Origin of the sequence: Oleiharenicola lentus (genome assembly GCF_004118375.1) — a bacterium.
GTDB lineage: Bacteria > Verrucomicrobiota > Verrucomicrobiia > Opitutales > Opitutaceae > Lacunisphaera > Lacunisphaera lenta.
In genome coordinates this window covers 2,032,084-2,048,750 of record NZ_SDHX01000001.1, presented here as the reverse complement: position 1 = coordinate 2,048,750, position 16,667 = coordinate 2,032,084, and the positions used below count along the sequence as shown (strand labels likewise).

Annotated in this window: 10 protein-coding genes; 4 read left to right on the top strand and 6 right to left on the bottom strand. The window is 64.3% G+C overall.

The window, feature by feature from the left end:
- Positions 1-57 precede the first annotated feature (57 nt).
- The 5 genes from ESB00_RS08540 to ESB00_RS08520 form a co-directional block, all read right to left on the bottom strand.
- A complete protein-coding gene (locus tag ESB00_RS08540) occupies positions 58-1,062 on the bottom strand; it encodes a Gfo/Idh/MocA family protein (RefSeq protein ID WP_129047280.1) in 1,005 nt (334 codons plus the stop codon).
- A gap of 23 nt (positions 1,063-1,085) precedes the next feature.
- The gene (locus tag ESB00_RS08535; RefSeq protein ID WP_129047279.1) at positions 1,086-1,883 is read right to left on the bottom strand and encodes a sugar phosphate isomerase/epimerase family protein; all 798 of its coding nucleotides are present in this window, start codon (positions 1,881-1,883) and stop codon (positions 1,086-1,088) included.
- A gap of 191 nt (positions 1,884-2,074) precedes the next feature.
- Positions 2,075-3,106, bottom strand: coding sequence for a LacI family DNA-binding transcriptional regulator (locus ESB00_RS08530; RefSeq protein ID WP_129047278.1), 1,032 nt, complete (start codon positions 3,104-3,106; stop codon positions 2,075-2,077).
- A gap of 545 nt (positions 3,107-3,651) precedes the next feature.
- Complete coding sequence (locus tag ESB00_RS08525) at positions 3,652-5,832, bottom strand: tetratricopeptide repeat protein (RefSeq protein ID WP_164976102.1); 2,181 nt, start codon at positions 5,830-5,832, stop codon at positions 3,652-3,654.
- 334 nt (positions 5,833-6,166) lie between these two features.
- The gene (locus ESB00_RS08520) at positions 6,167-8,911 is read right to left on the bottom strand and encodes a glycoside hydrolase family 95 protein (RefSeq protein ID WP_129047276.1); all 2,745 of its coding nucleotides are present in this window, start codon (positions 8,909-8,911) and stop codon (positions 6,167-6,169) included.
- Positions 8,912-9,022: 111 nt separating this feature from the next.
- On the opposite strand from ESB00_RS08520, the gene ESB00_RS08515 reads away from it, so the two are divergent.
- The 4 genes from ESB00_RS08515 to ESB00_RS08500 are packed head-to-tail and all read left to right on the top strand — an operon-like array spanning position 9,023 to position 14,953.
- The gene (locus tag ESB00_RS08515) at positions 9,023-10,066 is read left to right on the top strand and encodes a galactitol-1-phosphate 5-dehydrogenase (RefSeq protein ID WP_129047275.1); all 1,044 of its coding nucleotides are present in this window, start codon (positions 9,023-9,025) and stop codon (positions 10,064-10,066) included.
- Positions 10,063-10,854, top strand: coding sequence for an SDR family NAD(P)-dependent oxidoreductase (locus ESB00_RS08510; protein WP_129047274.1), 792 nt, complete (start codon positions 10,063-10,065; stop codon positions 10,852-10,854). Before ESB00_RS08515 ends, ESB00_RS08510 begins: the two co-directional genes overlap by 4 nt.
- Positions 10,855-10,868: 14 nt before the next feature.
- Positions 10,869-13,436, top strand: a complete 2,568-nt coding sequence (locus ESB00_RS08505; protein ID WP_129047273.1) for a glycoside hydrolase family 95 protein — start codon at positions 10,869-10,871, stop codon at positions 13,434-13,436.
- 11 nt (positions 13,437-13,447) lie between these two features.
- Complete coding sequence (locus tag ESB00_RS08500; RefSeq protein ID WP_129047272.1) at positions 13,448-14,953, top strand: alpha-L-fucosidase; 1,506 nt, start codon at positions 13,448-13,450, stop codon at positions 14,951-14,953.
- A gap of 12 nt (positions 14,954-14,965) precedes the next feature.
- On the opposite strand, the gene ESB00_RS08495 is transcribed toward ESB00_RS08500, so the two are convergent.
- Entirely contained in the window at positions 14,966-16,327 is a 1,362-nt protein-coding gene (locus tag ESB00_RS08495; protein ID WP_129047271.1) for a purple acid phosphatase family protein, read from the bottom strand.
- Between the last annotated feature and the right edge of the window lie 340 nt (positions 16,328-16,667).

Genomic DNA, 16,667 nt, shown 5'->3' with positions numbered 1-16,667 from the left:
CAGTGCGATCGACCCATAAGTTTCGGCTCCGTGATGCGCGAATCTGGCGAGCACCCGTCATTTGAGCAGTTCCGCTATCTCGATCGGCCGTCGTTGCTCATGTGACATGACCGCGGCCGTCACGATGCGAAAACTCCAGAGGTTGTCTTCGAGACTGCAGGCAGGCGGGCGCCGCTCATCAATCGCGGCGGCAAGCTCCCGTAGGATGCCGATCCGGTCGAAGCCAGGAAAACCGACCGGAGCCTGCAAGCTGATGCTCGCATCCTTGCGGGGGTGGAGGGTTACCCCGCCCTGCTCGCTGCCATCCCAGTCGATGGTGCCGTGTTCCGCGCGAACCCGCCAACTGCCGGCCCAAGTCGTTTTGAATCCGCGGGTCGACCAGGATCCATGATAATTGAAGCGGGTGCCATTGGAGAACTCCACGAGCACATCGGCGTTGTTGGCCTGGCCGCTTTCATCCCAACGATCGGCCCACGCCGAGGTGAATACCTGGGTCGGGTTCGCGCCGACAATGAACCGCGCTTGGTCCGCCTGATGAATAAACACCTCTTCCAACAGGCAACTCACCCGGTTGTTCTTGGCCACTTTGTTCAAATAATCGGCGTATTCTTGGATCATCTCCACCCGCATGGCGGAGATGGGCCCCAAATCGCGGCAGGTAGCCCGCAACTGCCAGAGTGGTTCCCGGTAGCGGAAGTTCTGCGACACCATGACCATGCCGGAGGTCTCGCGCGCGACCTTGGCCAATTCCAGGGCTGCGGTGTAGCTGTCCGAAAGCGGTTTCTCGACCAGCACTCGCTTGCCCGCCCGCAGCGCCTGAATCGCCAACGGAACGTGAACTTGGTGCGGTGCCGAGATGATGACGGCGTCGTAATCGCCTTTGAGGGCTTCCGCATAGTTGGTGTAGCTCTGCATCGCCCGTCCATGCTTGAGATGGAAAGCGTCCAATGCCTCCTGCGAGCGACTGACCACCCCGCCCAGTTTCCAGGCCCCCGATTTCTCATAGAAAGGAACCCATGAGGAAGCCCATCCCGCGGTACCAACTTGTAAGGCGATTTTCATGGGATTGGGATGCAGGGCTGGGTTCAGGCAATCATGCGCCGGATCGCGGCGATGCCGATTTCGGCTTCCGACTCAGTTTTCACCTTCTCGAGAATCAAATAGGCTTGGGGGCAGTTCTGTTTGATGACCTTCAACACCGGGGCCCAATCAACGTGTCCCTCCAGAAACGGGACTTCGTTCACATGGATGTGCGTGCCGGGCTGCGCACCCAGGTTCTTGAGATGCACCGACTCGTAATGCCCCTGCAGCTGCTCACAGATTCGCAGCAGCCGGGCCGTCGGATGCCACAATTCCGAGAACGCCAGGAAATTGCACAGATCGAGCGTGACCATCAGTCGCTTCGAGCAGAGCCGGCTCTTCAACTGCAGGAACCGCTCCGGGGTGTTGATCGCGCATTGCACATGCGGCTCGATCGTGAGGTTCACGCCCGCTGCCTCGCAGAGGGCCACCCATGGCTCCAACTTGACGGCGATCTCGTCCAGGACGGATTCGGTGAAATTGTCCGGATGGCTGCCCGCATAGCCCGAGGGATGCCGATTGCCACCGTTGATCACGAGATCGCGGCAGCCTGTGGCCGCCACCAACGGAATAGCGGCCGCGAGTATCTTCTCCTGATTCGATCGCTCCGCCGCATCGGTGAGCAACGGATTGAAGCCATACGCGGCAATCTGGCAGGGTTCGAGTTGGACGGAACGCAGGGCTCTCAGCTTTTCCTGACCACCTTCAGCCGCCAGATCGCTGGCATTGAAGGATACTCCGTCCACTTTTAGCTTTTGGGCAATCCGGATGGAGTCAGGGCCACAGACAAGTCCTAGTTTCATAGAGCAACGGTAAATGAGACGCCGCGAAGATGCGGTTGTTAGCAAGCGGGGTTAAGGGGAACAGCGGAGACACCAATAGGTTCGCGCCGTTGAGGGATAGCGTGGGTGCGAACATAGTGTCCGCAATGCCACGGACCATTTTATTGAAAAGCTGGGTGTGCTCGTCAGGTTTTCCAAATCTGCGCCGCGTCTTAGGCGGGAGGGCGCTCCCGCATTGAATTACCGGCGGTCCAGGCCGCGGCATCCACATAGGTGGTGGTCGGTTTGGCAGGTAAGCCTCGCTCATTGTGCTCCACCATGCTGATCAGCTGGCGAGCAGCGACCTCGCCCACCGTAACCGCATCAATCTGCAGACCGCTAAAGGATTTCGTTCGCGAGTCTTTGGAATAGAGTGCCACGCCGATCTTGTTGCGATTCGCCAACCCGCATTTATCCAAGGCGATCACGACCTGATAGTCTCCGGTGACAATTACATCCGGCTTGTAGCGGCGGAGCCAGCGCAGGAACTTCTCTTCGGTCAAAGTGTTGTCGTCGAAGAACAGTGGCGGGATTTCCGCGAATGACGGTTTCCGGGTCCGCTGAGCGAGAAACGCACCCAACCGTTGGTGGTTTGTCCGATCATCGACCGACTCCCGCATTACCAGCGCGGGCCGTTGATATTTCAGTCTGTCCAGTTGCGCCATCATCGCCGTAATGCCAGCGGCATGGTCGTCAATCACCCGATGGACATTCAACGCCGCATGCGAATAATCAAGGCTCACTACGGCAAACTTCTCCCAATCTAAATCCAACGTAGGGCTCAGCGGCATTGGCGCGATGAGGACGCCCTGCACGTTTTGAGTCCAAAGTATCTGACTGAGGCGGCGGCCTGACAGTCCTTTCTCAAAAATGTTTACCGCTTCAAAAAGATAGCCCCGGTTGTAGGCAACCTGTTGCGCTCCGCTGAAGCAGCCGGTTGTGTAGTTTGCGCTGACCCAACGGGTGGGGTCTTTGGGATTGTCGTGCAGAAAAGCGATCTTCGCCCGCGCTTTAAGCAGATTCTTCCTGCGGCGTTGCCTCATCAGGGCCGAAACAAGCGGATCGGGTCGGTATTCCAGCTGCCGTGCCACCGCCAGGATTCTCTGTTTGGTGTGTTCCGAAATGATTGGCGAGTCACGCAGAGCCAGTGACACAGTCATCTGTGAGACCTTGGCGATTGAAGCTATGTCTTTCTGGTTACTCATGTATAGTATTTAAGAGTTCAATCTCACGCTACCCGTGCGCCTCCTTGTTGAGAAGTAGCCTGTAGACGCAAGGTCGTCGATATACTCCAGCAGTGCACGCGCATGCATTTGATTTCGGGTCTTAAGCAAGGGCGCTCGAATGGCTTAATCGGAATCTTCACAAACGCATAAACATGACCCTTGGGTAGAAAGTGCGCGCGTGAAATTGCGATGGGGAGTGCGACCTGGATGTCACCTAATCGTTCATCAGAGTGTTTACTCACATACCCTGGACAACAGGATTCGAGCAGAGTGGTGATAAATCCAGAGGGTCAAGTCACCTTGCGATATCAGAATGCATAGTCAGGCGTGCTACTCCCATTCGTGGAAGAGAAGTATTATGTCCCGCGCGTGTTAGTGGCTCTTACTCAAATTTCTCATCCAATGCGTTATGGCATCCATGAATTTTCAAACTATTCCGGGCCTCAGTCGCTGGCCAGGTCTCTGAAACTGAGGCTGGTCTGGGCACAGCCAAGCATACCACCACGACTCCGAACGACCGGACATTAGCGCACCTCCTGTATCACCTGCCGGGCACCGGCATGCGCCGGGTCGATCCGCAGCGTCCGTTCGGCGGCGGTGCTGGCTCCCTGCCGGTCGCCCTGCCGCAGCAGCACCGTCGCCAGCGCAAACGGATAGTCGGCTTCGCCAGGAGCGGTGTCCGCGGCTGAGCGCAACTCCAACGCGGCTTCCGGTAGACGGTTTGCCTGGGCCAGCAGCAGGCCTAGATTGTAGCGTGCGCGATGAGCCTGCGGATCCAGCCGTATCGCCAGCCGGAACCCGCTCTCCGCCTCAGCCAGACGGCTGCCCTCGGCAAAGGCCAGTCCGGCGCGCAGGGCCATAGGAGCTCCCGGCCCGGAGCCCGCCAGTTCCGCGGCGCGGTAGAAGGCATTCCCCGCCTCCGTGAGCCGGCCCAGACCGGCCAGCACCATCCCCTGCGAGTCGCGGATGCCGGCCGAATAAGGATCCCATTCCACCGCCCGAGTAATCTCCCTCTCCGCACCGGTCAGATCACCGCGATTGGCGAGATCCTGTCCCAGACGCAGACGTCCGGCAGGTTGATCGAGCGTTAGCTTCAGATAGCCGTCGAGCTCCCGGCGGATGGCAGAGCCAGGGGGCAATTCGCCCGACAAGGCCCAGGCTGCATCGAGTCGGACCAACCGCACCGGATCGGCGAGCAGTGGCGTCAACCGCCGCGAGGCCTCGGCCTGGCCGGAAAAGAACCGGACCGCCGCCGCGCGTTCCATAGGATCAGCCGCGCTCAAGGCGGCTTCGGCCACCGGAAGCGCCGCGGTCGCGTCTGGGAGCCCAGGCAGCAGGGAAAGGTAGGTCGCCCGCCAGACGGGGATGTCCTCGTCGTGCAACAAGGCCAGCAGGCGCTCGGCCGCCTCAGTATTCCCCGCTTGGGCGGCGGCGACGGCCCGCGCCCGCGCCCGCTGCCGGGAGTCGAGCTTCGGGCCATGCCATTCGTCCGCCTTGGCGATGACCCAGTCCAGCCCCTCCTTTTCATGGCACTTGCTGCAGGCGTTCGGAATGCCGAGCTCCTTCGTCAGCAGCGGATCGGGCTTCAGCCAGCCGTGATCGTGGCGCGGCGAACGCTGCATGTAGGTCGTGACCGGCATGTGGCAGGCCACGCAGCTGTTACCCGCGCTCCCGGGCTGGTGTCGGGAGTGCGCCAGCGGATCGATCGGCGTAGCCCGAATGCCACCAGTCATCACCCGCCCCGGCGGAGTGTGGCACTGCTGGCACAACTGGTTGTCAGAAGTCGGCAGGATCGTCTTCGTCGTGTGCGGATCATGACAGTCGAGACAGGTGACTCCGGCGTGGCCCATGCGGCTGAGGAGCACGGAGGTCCAGTTGAAGTCCTCGTCCCGCTGCTGCCCGTCGGGATAATAGATTCCCGGCTCGACCGGCAGCGTCACCCGGTAGTGGTCATGATAATTGTCCCCGGGTTGGAAGTCCTCGGTCAGCTTCTCGTTGCGCGCATGGCACGGCGCGCAGGTCTGCATCATCTTCGTCCGGTCGCCGTGAAACGGCGGCTTGGGACCGGCAGGCGGCGGCTTGTTCTTGTCGCCGTGGCCGGGCGCGGTCGGGCCGTGACACTGGATGCAGCCTACGCCGTGCTCGACCCAGGTGGAGGCGTAGGAGTCGGTGGCGGGATCATAGCGGCGCTGATAACCCGTCATGTGGCAGTGCGCACACATCGAGTTCCAGTTCATGCCCCGGCCGGTCCAATGACCCCACTCGCCAGCGCGGCGGTTCTCCTCGCCGAAAACGTTGAAGAATTCGCGCTTCGCCGGATCGAAGGCCTGCTCATGCGGCTGCCACCGGCCGCCGGGAGCGGACACCAGCGGCTGCCACGAGGGCTTCTGGCCCAGCACCAACTCCGGCCGCGCCGAGTCAGGCGCCGCGAGCGCGAACAACCGCAGCGCCTCGGCGTCGCGGACGGGATCGATCGACCGGTTGGCTTGCGCGTGATCGGTGGGCGACCAGGCCGCGTGGATCTCCAAGTGGCATTCGCGACAGGACTGCGAGGTCTGGGCGACAGCCTGGGCGACCTCAAGGCTCGCCAAAGGCCGCTCAGCTCGTAGGCAACCTGCGACCGCCGTGAGCAGCAGAGGTAAGGACAATCCTGCCATCAGTCCGCAGAAGGTGCGGCCATGGACGGATAGGAAGGAAAACGACATCAGAAGACGAAAAGCGCACCGCATTCAACTGACTTTGCCAAGACCAGACATGCTCGCCTTTCTGAGCCTATGAATTCGCATTAGGTAGGCCTCTTCAACTGGAAAAGGTCGTGTCATCTGCGCGCATTACCGAGTTGATCACGGAAGGCAGACGACTTTCGCCCGTGCCATAAATCGCCGCTTGCACGCGAAAGTCCCGCTGTCCCCACAGCGGGACGCGAGTGCAATGACGGAATCCGGGCTAAAAGGATGCGCTGACTCGACGGCACGCGGCCCTTCGGGCGTCTTTCACCAACAAACGGCCGATAATCACGGGGCCAGATGAGTTGAAGCCTCAGAGCCCCACAGGGGCCATCACCGAGCTTACGCCTTTCCCCGATGAAAATTGAAGTCCGAGACCATCCACGAGCGTCACCTCGAAGCTGTCGCCCGGCGCGGTGGGCACATCCAAGGTGAAGGATTCAGGACTGGTCGGCACCGTCGGAGGAACGGCCAACATCCCTTCACCGACGCCTGCCGCCGTGGTCCGGAAAAGCGGATTGCGATTGAGCCCGGACGCAACTTGTGATCCCGCCACCGCCAAGCGGACGGGCGAAGGCAAACGCAGGCGAAGGTTTCCTCCGAGGGTCGAGCGGATGCGAGCCCGCGAGAGGGACCCACCCTGCCAAACCAGATCGACCACAAAACCGCCGCGCGACCGCAACCCGCGCACCTCTCCCCCAGGCCAGGCCGATGGGAGCGCCGGCAGGAGATGTACAAAACCGGCGTGGCTCTGCAGGAGCATTTCGGCTACGCCGGCCGTGTAGCCGAAGTTGCCATCGATCTGAAATGGCGGGTGCGCATCGAAAAGATTGCGATACAACCCGCCGCCGCGCATGCCCGCCGCAGCCGGGTCGACTAGATGGAAGAAACCCCGAATGATCCGGTACGAGCGGTCGCCGTCGAGCAACCGCGCCCAGAGGTTGATCTTCCACCCCATTGACCAGCCCGTGGCCTCGTCGCCGCGGAGGTCGAGCGAGCGGGCGGCGGCGGCGTACAGCGCCGGCGCGTCGTGGGGGTTGATCTGGTTGCCCGGGTGCAAACCGTAGAGATGCGACACGTGCCGGTGCTCGGGTTCAGCCTCACGATAATCCTCGCGCCATTCCTGCAGTTGGCCGCGCGCGCCAATGCGGTAGCCGGCGAGCCGCGCCAGCTTTTCCTTCAGTTCGGCGGTCAAGGCCTGGTCCACACCCAGCCGCTCCGCCGCCTCCACGGTCCGGGAAAACAACTCGCGAATCAGCGCGAGATCCATGGTGCATCCCAGGGAGACCGACGCGACGCGACCATCGAGCGCGATGAAGGCATTCTCCGGTGAGGTGCTGACCGGCGTGACTAGCATCCCGTCGGCATCAGGCACGAGCCAGTCCGCGTAGAACTGCGCGGCGCCGCGCATCAGCGGATACGCTGTCTCGCGCAGGAAGGTTTCGTCGCCCGTGAAGAGCCAGCGCTCCCAGAGGTGGCTGCACAACCAGGCCGCCGTGCCGTTCCAGAAGGAGGTGCGAGCCACGCCGTCGACCGGAAAGCTGTCCCGCCACAGCGACGTGTTGTGGTGCACGACCCAGCCGCGGTGGCCATACATGTCCCGCGCCGCGGTGGCGCCGGTGACCGCGAGCTCGCGCATCATGGCGAAGAGCGGGTCCTGCAGTTCGGACAGGCCCGTGACCTCAGCCGGCCAATAGTTCATCTCCGTGTTGATGTTCACGGTGTAGCTGCTCGCCCACGGGGGAATCACCTGATCGTTCCACTTGCCCTGCAGATTGAGCGGCTGCGAGCCGGGTCGCGAACCGGCGATCATAAGGTACCGGCCGTAGTCGAACAGCAGCGCCGCCAAACCCGGGTCCTCCGATTCGCGAAAGGCCGCGACCCGCGCATCGGTGGGCAAAGAGGCCTTCTCCGGTGAACCGTCCAGACGCAGTGCGACCCGGTCAAATAGGACTCGATAATCCGCCACGTGCCGCTCCCGCAACGCCTCGAAGCTCCGGCCCTGCCCCAACGCCAAGTCCTCTTCCACCCGCCGGGACGGGTCGACACCATCGCGGCTGGGGCTGCGATCGTAGCCATTGAAACTGCTGGCGGCCGCGATCCGCAGCACGGCTTGGGTGGCACCCGTAACGCGCCAGCCGCCCTCCGGCGTGGCGGCGAGCCGGCCGTCGGTCTCCACGACGAGCGCGGCCTCGAAAAACATTCCGCGCCCCTCGACCGGCGCGCCATAAAGCACCTGCGCGGCGTCCGGCTTGCGCCGGCCGTCCGGCGTGAAGTTCTCCGGGTACTTGGCCTGGTCACCCCAGGCTTCAACGGTCTCGAGCGGGCGGCGACCCACGTAGCCGGGCAGCTGACCCCGCAGGACGAGCCGTGCCCCATCGACAACGCTCCGGGCCGTCGGGTGTGGCGACGTGAACCGCACACCGAATTCGAGCGTGCCCGGCCGGCTGACCCGGAGGCGCATCACGAACGCCCGGTCCGGATAACTGATGAACGCCTCGCGTTCCTGCCGCACCCCGTCGCACTCGAACACCACATGCGTTGTGGCCGTAGCTAGATCGAGCCAGCGGCGATATCCGATCGGATCGCCCGCCGCGGGAAAATCGAGCCTCAGGTCGCCCATGGGTTGGTAGCAGGGCTGGTTTCGGCCGAGCCAGTGCTTGGAGATCAGCGTGTCCGCCTCCGCATTCCGACCCGTTGCCAGCATTTCCCGGACCTCGGCGAGCCGGGGCCGGATATCGATCGCCCGGTAGTCGGTGGGCGGCTCGCCCGAGGTAAGCGTGTCCTCATTCAGAGCCACCCGCTCCGATCTTGGCTGACCAAACACCATCGCCGCGAACCGGCCGTTCCCGAGCGGCAGCGCGTCCGTCCAATTCTCGGCGGGCGCCGTGTACCAGAGCGTGGCGCCCGGCGTCCCGGGCGGTTCGACCGCATCCGCTGCGGGTAGCCCCGCACCCCACCCCAAGGCCAGCGCGCGCACCCAGGCCACAATCGCGATGTGACCGGGAAATTTGGGCACAAGGCGCATGCGCCTGCGGTGAGAGAGATTGGTCGTCATGACTCGAAATTAGCTAAATCGAATCGATTCCCATTGACTATATATCGCTTGATATATCGGTTGTCGTCAACCCTTGATGTGCCCTTCGGCCTGCCACCCACGATTCACCCGATGCAAGCTTTGATCCTGACCGACGCGATGAGGTTCAATCTGGAGGATATCCCCACGCCGAAACCCGGCCCGGGTGAGGTGCTCGTGGCCATCAAGGCCTGCGGCATCTGCGGCAGCGATGTCCACGGCATGGACGGCTCCACCGGCCGGCGCCGGCCGCCGATCGTGATGGGGCATGAGGCCGCCGGCACCATTGCGGCCGTGGGCCCGGGCGTCACCGCTTGGCAGGCGGACGAGCGCGTGACTTTCGACTCCACGATCTACTGCGGGCAGTGTGAGCACTGCCGCCGGGGCGAGGTGAACCTGTGCCACCATCGCCGCGTGCTGGGCGTCTCGTGTGAGGATTACCGCCAGCCGGGCGCGTTCGCCGACTACGTCGTCGTCCCCGAGCGCATCCTGTACCGCCTGCCGGAGAATCTGTCCTTCGCGGAAGCGGCGCTGATCGAGCCGTTCACTATCGCCTTCCACGCGGTGCGCCGCCACGCGGCGCAGCTCAACGACTCCGCCCTCATCATCGGCTGCGGCATGATCGGGCTGGCCCTCCTGCAAACCGCCCGCCTGGCGGGCTATGGTCGCATCGTCGCGGTCGACACGGCCCACGACCGGTTGCAGCAAGCCAGGAACCTCGGGGTGGACGACGCGGTGAATTCCGCCGACGGCCACTCGCTTGACGTTCTGCTTAAGCTGACCGGCGGCCGCGGTTTCGATCATGTCTTCGAGGCGGTCGGCGTGGCCGCGACAGTCGACCTGGCGCTGCGCGCGGCCCGCAAGGGCGGCGGCGTCACGCTGGTCGGCAATGTCACGCCTCAAGTGCCGTTGCCGCTGCAGGTGGTGGTCACGCGCGAGCTCTCGATCTACGGTAGTTGCGCCTCGGCCGGCGAATATCCGGCGTGCCTCGACATGATGGCACGCGGCAAGATTTCCGCCAAGCCGCTGCTCAGCGCGGTCGCCCCGTTGCGCGAGGGCCCCGCGTGGTTCGACCGGCTCTATCGGCGCGAACCCGGCCTGCTGAAGGTGATTCTCACCCCCGACGCTGCCTCATGAACTCCCCCCTGTTCGACCTCACCGGCAAGGTTGCGCTCGTCACGGGCGCCACCCGCGGCCTCGGCCAGTATTTCGCCCGGGCGCTCGCCCGCGCCGGGGCCGATCTCGTGCTCACGGGTCGCGACGCGGCCAAACTGGCGCCGTTCATCAGCGAACTGGCGCCTTTGGGCCGCCGCGTCCTGCCGCTGGCGCTGGATGTGCGCGATCCCCGCAGCATCACGGCCATGGCCGATGCCGCCGTCGCCCACTTTGGCCGGATTGATATTCTGGTGAACAACGCCGGCTGCAATATCCGCAAGCCCGCGCTCCACGTCACTTGGGACGACTGGAACACCATCCTCGACACCAACCTGCGCGGCACCTTCTTCGTGGCGCAGGCCGTCGCGCGCCACATGATTACGCGGCGATACGGCCGGATCATAAACATCGGGTCCGTGACCTGCGTGGCGGGCTACGCCGGTCTCGCCCCCTACGGCGCGAGCCGCGGCGGCGTGAAGCAGCTCACCATGAGCCTGGCCGACGACTGGGGCCCGCATGGAATCACCGTCAACTGCCTCGCTCCCGGCTGGTTCAAGACGGCGCAAAACGCGGTGATGTATGAAAATCAGGAGTGGGTGGATTACCTCTGTGATCGGATCCCGCTCAAGCGCCCCGGCCAGCCCGCCGACCTCGACGGCGCCGTCGTGTTTCTTGCCTCCGACGCCAGCGCCTACATCACCGCCCAAACGCTGCTCGTGGACGGCGGCATTTCCGGCGGCGCAACCCGCGCCCTACCGCGCAAATCCTGACCCATTTCCCCGCCATGATGCCGCCTGCCCCTGCCCTCCTCCGGCGGAGTGCGCTCTCCTGGAGCCTCGCCGCCTGCGCCCTCGCCACCCTGCTGCCCCCGGCCGCCGCCCAGAATGCGACGCCCACCGAGGAGCAACTGGTCGCCCGCGCCATCGCCCACGGCAACCCGGAAAACTTGCCCGGAGATGCGCGGCTGAGCGGCCAGGCCACGCCGCCGGCGCAACTGATGAGCTGGTGGTATCGCACCCCCGCCACCCGCTTCTGGGAGGGCGTGCCCATCGCCACGGGCCGCTTTGGGGCGATGCTCTACGGACGAGTGAAGGACGAGATCATTCCCTTTAACGACGAGACCCTCTGGACCGGCTCACCCTACGACGCGGTGAACCCGAAGGCCCTCCCCTCGCTGCCCGAGATCCGGAAGCTGATCGCCGAGGAGAAGTTCGGAGAGGCGGCCGAGCTGGCGGCCAACCTGTTGAGCCATCCCCTGCCCTTTGTGCAGACTTACCAAGCGATGGGCCGGCTGCACCTGCGCTTCGACGGCCACGACGAAGCCAGCGATTACCGGCGCGACCTCGATCTCGACGAGGCCGTGGCCCGCGTCACCTACCGCATCGGCGGCACCACCTACCGTCGGGAGGCTTTCGCGAGCTACCCCGACCAGGTCGTGGTGATGCGCCTCAGCGCGGACCAGCCCGGAAGCCTGACCTTCACGGCCGGGCTCAGCAGCCTCCATACCTCCACGACCGAGAGCGCACTGGGTGAAGACACGATCCTCATCCAAGGCGGCGTCTCGGAGCCGAATCCCGAGGTTCCCAGCCGCATGCGCTGGCAGGGCCGGCTGCGCGTGATCGCAGACGGCGGAACCACGCGCATCGTGCGAGATGCCAGCGGGACAAGCGTGCGGGTCGAGCAAGCCGATGCCGTCACCCTCATCCTCGCCGGCGCCACCAATTACGTAAATTGGAATGATATCTCGGCCGACCCCGACGCCCGCTGCGCCGGCTACATCCGCGACGCCGCCCGGCGGTCGTTCGCCGAATTGAAGCAACGGCACATCCTGGACTATCAGCCACTTTTCCGCGCCTGCCGCCTCGACCTCGGTGGAACCGCGGCCGCGCAGGACGACACGACCACGCGCATGGACCGCATCCGCGCCGGCGCGGCCGATCCGCTTTATACCGCCCAATACTTCCAGTTCGCCCGCTACCTGCTGATCGCGGATTCCCGGCCCGGCACAATGGCGTTCAACAACCACAACATCTGGCTCGATGACCTCAAGGGCCGCTGGCGCGGCCGCTGGACGCTCAACATCAACATCCAGGAATGCTACTGGCCCGCCGAAACCACGGGCCTGCCCAGCACGGTCGAGTCCCTCTTCAGTTTTATCGAGGACCTGGCGGCCAGCGGTGCGCGCACCGCCCGGGGCAACTATGGCGCCCGCGGCTGGACGGCCCACCACGGCACCGACGTCTGGATGAACACCGCCATGACCGACCGCGTCTTCCATGGCATGGCGCCCCTGATGGGCGTCTGGCTGACGCAACACCTCTGGGAGCACTACCTCTATAACCCGGATCCCGCCACCCTGCGGCGCATCTACCCGCTGCTGAAGGGCGCGGCAGAATTCGGCTTGGACATGCTGGTCGAGGAGCCGACCCACCGCTGGCTCGTCCCCTCGCCGTCCGGCTCCCCGGAAAACGGCTTTGTGCTCGTGGACGGACGCGCGCTGCTGCACGACGGCCTGCCGAATCCAAAGGAGGGCGTGCGCAACTCCATCACGATGGGCTGTGCCATCGACAACCAGTTGCTGCGTGATGTCTTCACCTGGACCCTCGCCGCCGCGCGGGAGCTGCAGGTGGACGATGCCCTCCAGGCCGAGCTCAACGCCGCCCTGCCGCGCCTCCCCCCGCACCTGGTGCGCGCCGACGGAACGCTCATGGAATGGCTCAAGCCCTGGAAGGAGTTCGACCCAAAGCATCGCCATGTGTCGCACCTCTATGCCTTCTACCCCAGCAACCAGATCACCCGACGCGGCACACCCGAGCTGGCCGAGGCCGTGCGGAAAACGCTCGTGATCCGCGACGACCCCGCCGGCTGGACCGGCGCGTGGAAGATCAACCTGCACGCCCGCCTCGGCGACGCCGAGCGTTGTTACGAACTTATCCGCCACCTCCAGACCAGCATTTCGAAGCACCCCGCCCCGGAGGACAGCGATCGCGTGCCCTCCATGGAAGGCAACCAGGCCATCCAAGGCATCGCGGCCGGCATGGTCGAGATGATCATGCAGTCGCACGCGGGCGAGATCGAACTGCTCCCCGCGCTGCCCCGCGCCTGGGCCACCGGCTCGCTCCGCGGCCTCCGCGCCCGCGGCGGTTATGGCGTGGACGTCGCCTGGCGCGACGGCCGCCTGGCCTCCGCGGAAATCCGGGCGTCCCGCGACGGCGTTTGCCGCCTGCGGACACCCCAGCCCGTCATCATCCGCAACGACGGCGAGCCGGTCACCACGCGCGCGATCGCCGCCGGGGTCATCGAGTTCGACGTCGCCGCGGGCGCCAGCTATTCCGTCTCGCCGCACAACTGACTCGTTTCCCCATGCAATCCCCTCACGCCCCCCTCCTCGTGACGGCCCTGCTGGCCGCCAGCCTCACCGCCTCCGCTGCCTCCGCCGACCGTGAAAGCACTCTGCGGTTACCCGAGAGCGTGCGCCAGGGAAATGCTTCCTACGTCGAAGAGGTGCCCCAGTCGGATTACCGCCACGCGTCCGCCGCGGCCCACCAGGAGTTTCGCAACATGAAATACGGCGTGCGCATCCACTGGGGCCTTTACTCCCTGCTGCCCCACGCGCGCGAATCGTGGACCTTCCTCGAGCAATCCGACGAGGAGCGGCAGAAGTGGCTCGAGTCCCACCAGCACTGGAACCCCACGAAGTTCGACGCCAACGGCTGGATGGAATTCTTCCAGCGCGCCGGCTTCCAGTGTTTCGCCATCACGACGAAACACCACGAGGGCTTCTCGCTCTGGGACACCAAGACCCGCGTGAAACAACGGCCGAATTTCAGCATCCCGGGGAAACCTTTCATAGAAGACTGCGATGTGGCCTACAGCGTGATGGAGACGCCTTTCAAGCGGGACATCATCCGCGAACTCACCGACGCCGGCCGCCGGCACGGGCTGAAGATCAACCTCTATTTCTCCCACTCCGACTGGTATGACGTCTCGTTCCGCCCCTATGGACGGCACCCGATTCAAAACGTGAGTTCCAAGAGCGTGAAATCGCTCGAGGAGCGACAAAAGCGTCCGGCCGTGCTTTTCCCTGACCCCACACCGGATGAGATCACGCACATGATGGCGCGCCACCGTGAGCAGTTGCACGAGTTGCTGACGCAGTATGGCAAGATCGACATGCTCTGCCTCGACATCCAACTCGGCGGCGAGGTCTGGCCACAGTTGCGGGAAACCATCAAGCTCGTGCGCCAGTGGCAGCCCGATGTGATGATCCGCAATCGCGGCATCGGCAACTACGGCGACTACTACACCCCTGAGCGCACCGTGCCGTCCGAGCAGGCCACCGGACTGCCTTGGATGGTCATCTACCCGCTCGGCCGCAACTTCTCGTGGGAAGGCGACGCCGCCCAACACAAAGGTGCCAAATGGGTCGTGGACAACCTGGTCGACTCCGTCGCGAAGGGCGGCAACTTCATGGTGGGCATCGGCCCCAACGGCGCCGGCGAGTTTCACCCCGAGGCCATCCGCCAGCTTGAGGAGGTCGGCGCCTGGCTGAAGGTAAACGGTGAAGCCATTTGGGACACCGACATACGCCGCGGCGACCTCTGGAAGGAGGGGGAACACGTGCGCTTCACCACCTCACGCGACGGCCGCCACGTGTATGCCATTCTCCTGCGAAAACCTGACAGCGCCAGCTTCCAGCTGACCTCGGTCGCCGCCAAACCTGGGTCGAAGATCACCTTGTTCGGCCGAGCAGAGCCGCTGGAGTGGCGAAACGAGAAAGGGGTCCTCACCCTCGAACTACCGGCGCTGGACGATGCGCTCGCCCACGTGTTGCGCATCGAAACGCAGAGTCAGAGCCCCTCCGAATAAACCAACGCGCGCTCAAGGTGAGCGATCGGATTGTGGCGGCAGATGCTCGATCAGCTCGTTTGCCTGGCCGGGGCGCTTTCGCAGGGTGAAGGCATCGTGCAGGCGGTTGACGGCGGTGCGCGCCTCAAACCGGAGTTCATCGCCGTTGACCGTGACGACTTGGAACAACTGCGTGTTCTCGGCGGTTCGCACCGCCCACTCCCCCCCGGTTAGCTTATACATCTTGGGCCCGCTGACCGACACCACGTAAACTGTGCCGATGGCGGGATCGTAGATCTGCTGGTAACCCGGCTTGGCGTTAACCGTGCCGACTGGGATGCGGTCACCGAGGTCGCCACTGCGTGCGTAGGTGTGATCGTGCCCGGTCAGGACGAGATCCACCTTGAACTCATCGAAGAGGGGCTTCCACGCCGCCCGGAGGTTGGCGTGGTCGCGGTCGCGTGCCGGCGAAAAGATCGGATGGTGGAAAGTCACGATCGTCCAGCGCTGGGGATTCTGGCTCAGCACTTCCCGCAGCCAGGCCTGCTGCTCGGCCTGGCGGGTGTTTGAATTGAGCGAAATGATGCGCGCGCCCTGGTAATCGAAGAAGTAGGTCGTCTCAATTAACTCGGGCACGCCGGCCGGGCCATTCTCCGGCAGGGCAAACTGCGGACGCCAGTGCCGGCTGAGGACCCGCGGGGACTTCTCATCCCGTTCATCGGCACGGCGGTATTCGTGATTACCCGGGGTGGCAACGACGGGAATCGTCGCGTTGACCCAGGCGGGGGCCCCGAACCATTCGCCCCATTGCTCGTCATTGTTGCCTTCGCTGACCAGATCGCCGGCGTGGAGGGTGAACGCGGCCCGCGGCGCCTCGCGAAAGGCCTCGCGGAAGACGCGCGACCAATGCGTCTTGATGTCATTCTGCGCGTCGCCGAAGTAAATGAAACTGAAGGGCCGGGCCGTCCGACTCGCGGTGCGAAACTGAAACCACTCGCTCCAGTTGGCGCCGTCGCCCACGCGATAGGCATACAGCGTGTCGGGCGTGAGGTCGGTGAATTCCGCGGTGTGGAAATTCGCCGGACCGAGATTGGATTCGAATTCCGTCGTGACCGCCGGCACCGCGCGCGCCCGAAGCTCGCGCCCCTGTTCGTTGGCCAGAGCGATTTCAGCCACGCCTTGGACTACCGAAGCATCGGTGCGCCACGTGACGGCCTGCGTGGTCGCGGGGTCCTGACGCCACGTCAGCACGATCCGATCCGGGAGCGGCCGCGGCGCGTGGGTCAGCCGGTCAGCGTAAGCCGTGGGCCGCCACGGTTCGGACGCGGGAGTGTTGTGGGCGAAGCCAGCCGTGACCGACGCTATTCCGAGCAGAGAAGAAGCGAGCAATTTCATGGGGAGCAGTCGTCGTGCGATTCAGCAAACCAAGCTGGTGGCAGGTCACGAAAGCCTCGCGGCGCTCCCGTGCTGATATTCATCGCTGTAAATCGTGGTACGCCGAAAACCGTGGCACCCGCGAACGTAAAGCAGCCCTCGAATCCCAAGGTCAGCGTCGGCGAAGGTGTTGCCGTCCCCCTGTAGGCCGCATTGCGGCAACTCCGCTCCGATGCGACGCGAGGTATACCCTCGCCCCGATACGCCGGTCCAGAAACAAGGAAGAGGGGAGGCGCAGCAGGCCTTTCGGCTGCCACTCCTCCCCTCCCCCAAACGATCCTGGGCGGCGCTACCCTGTATA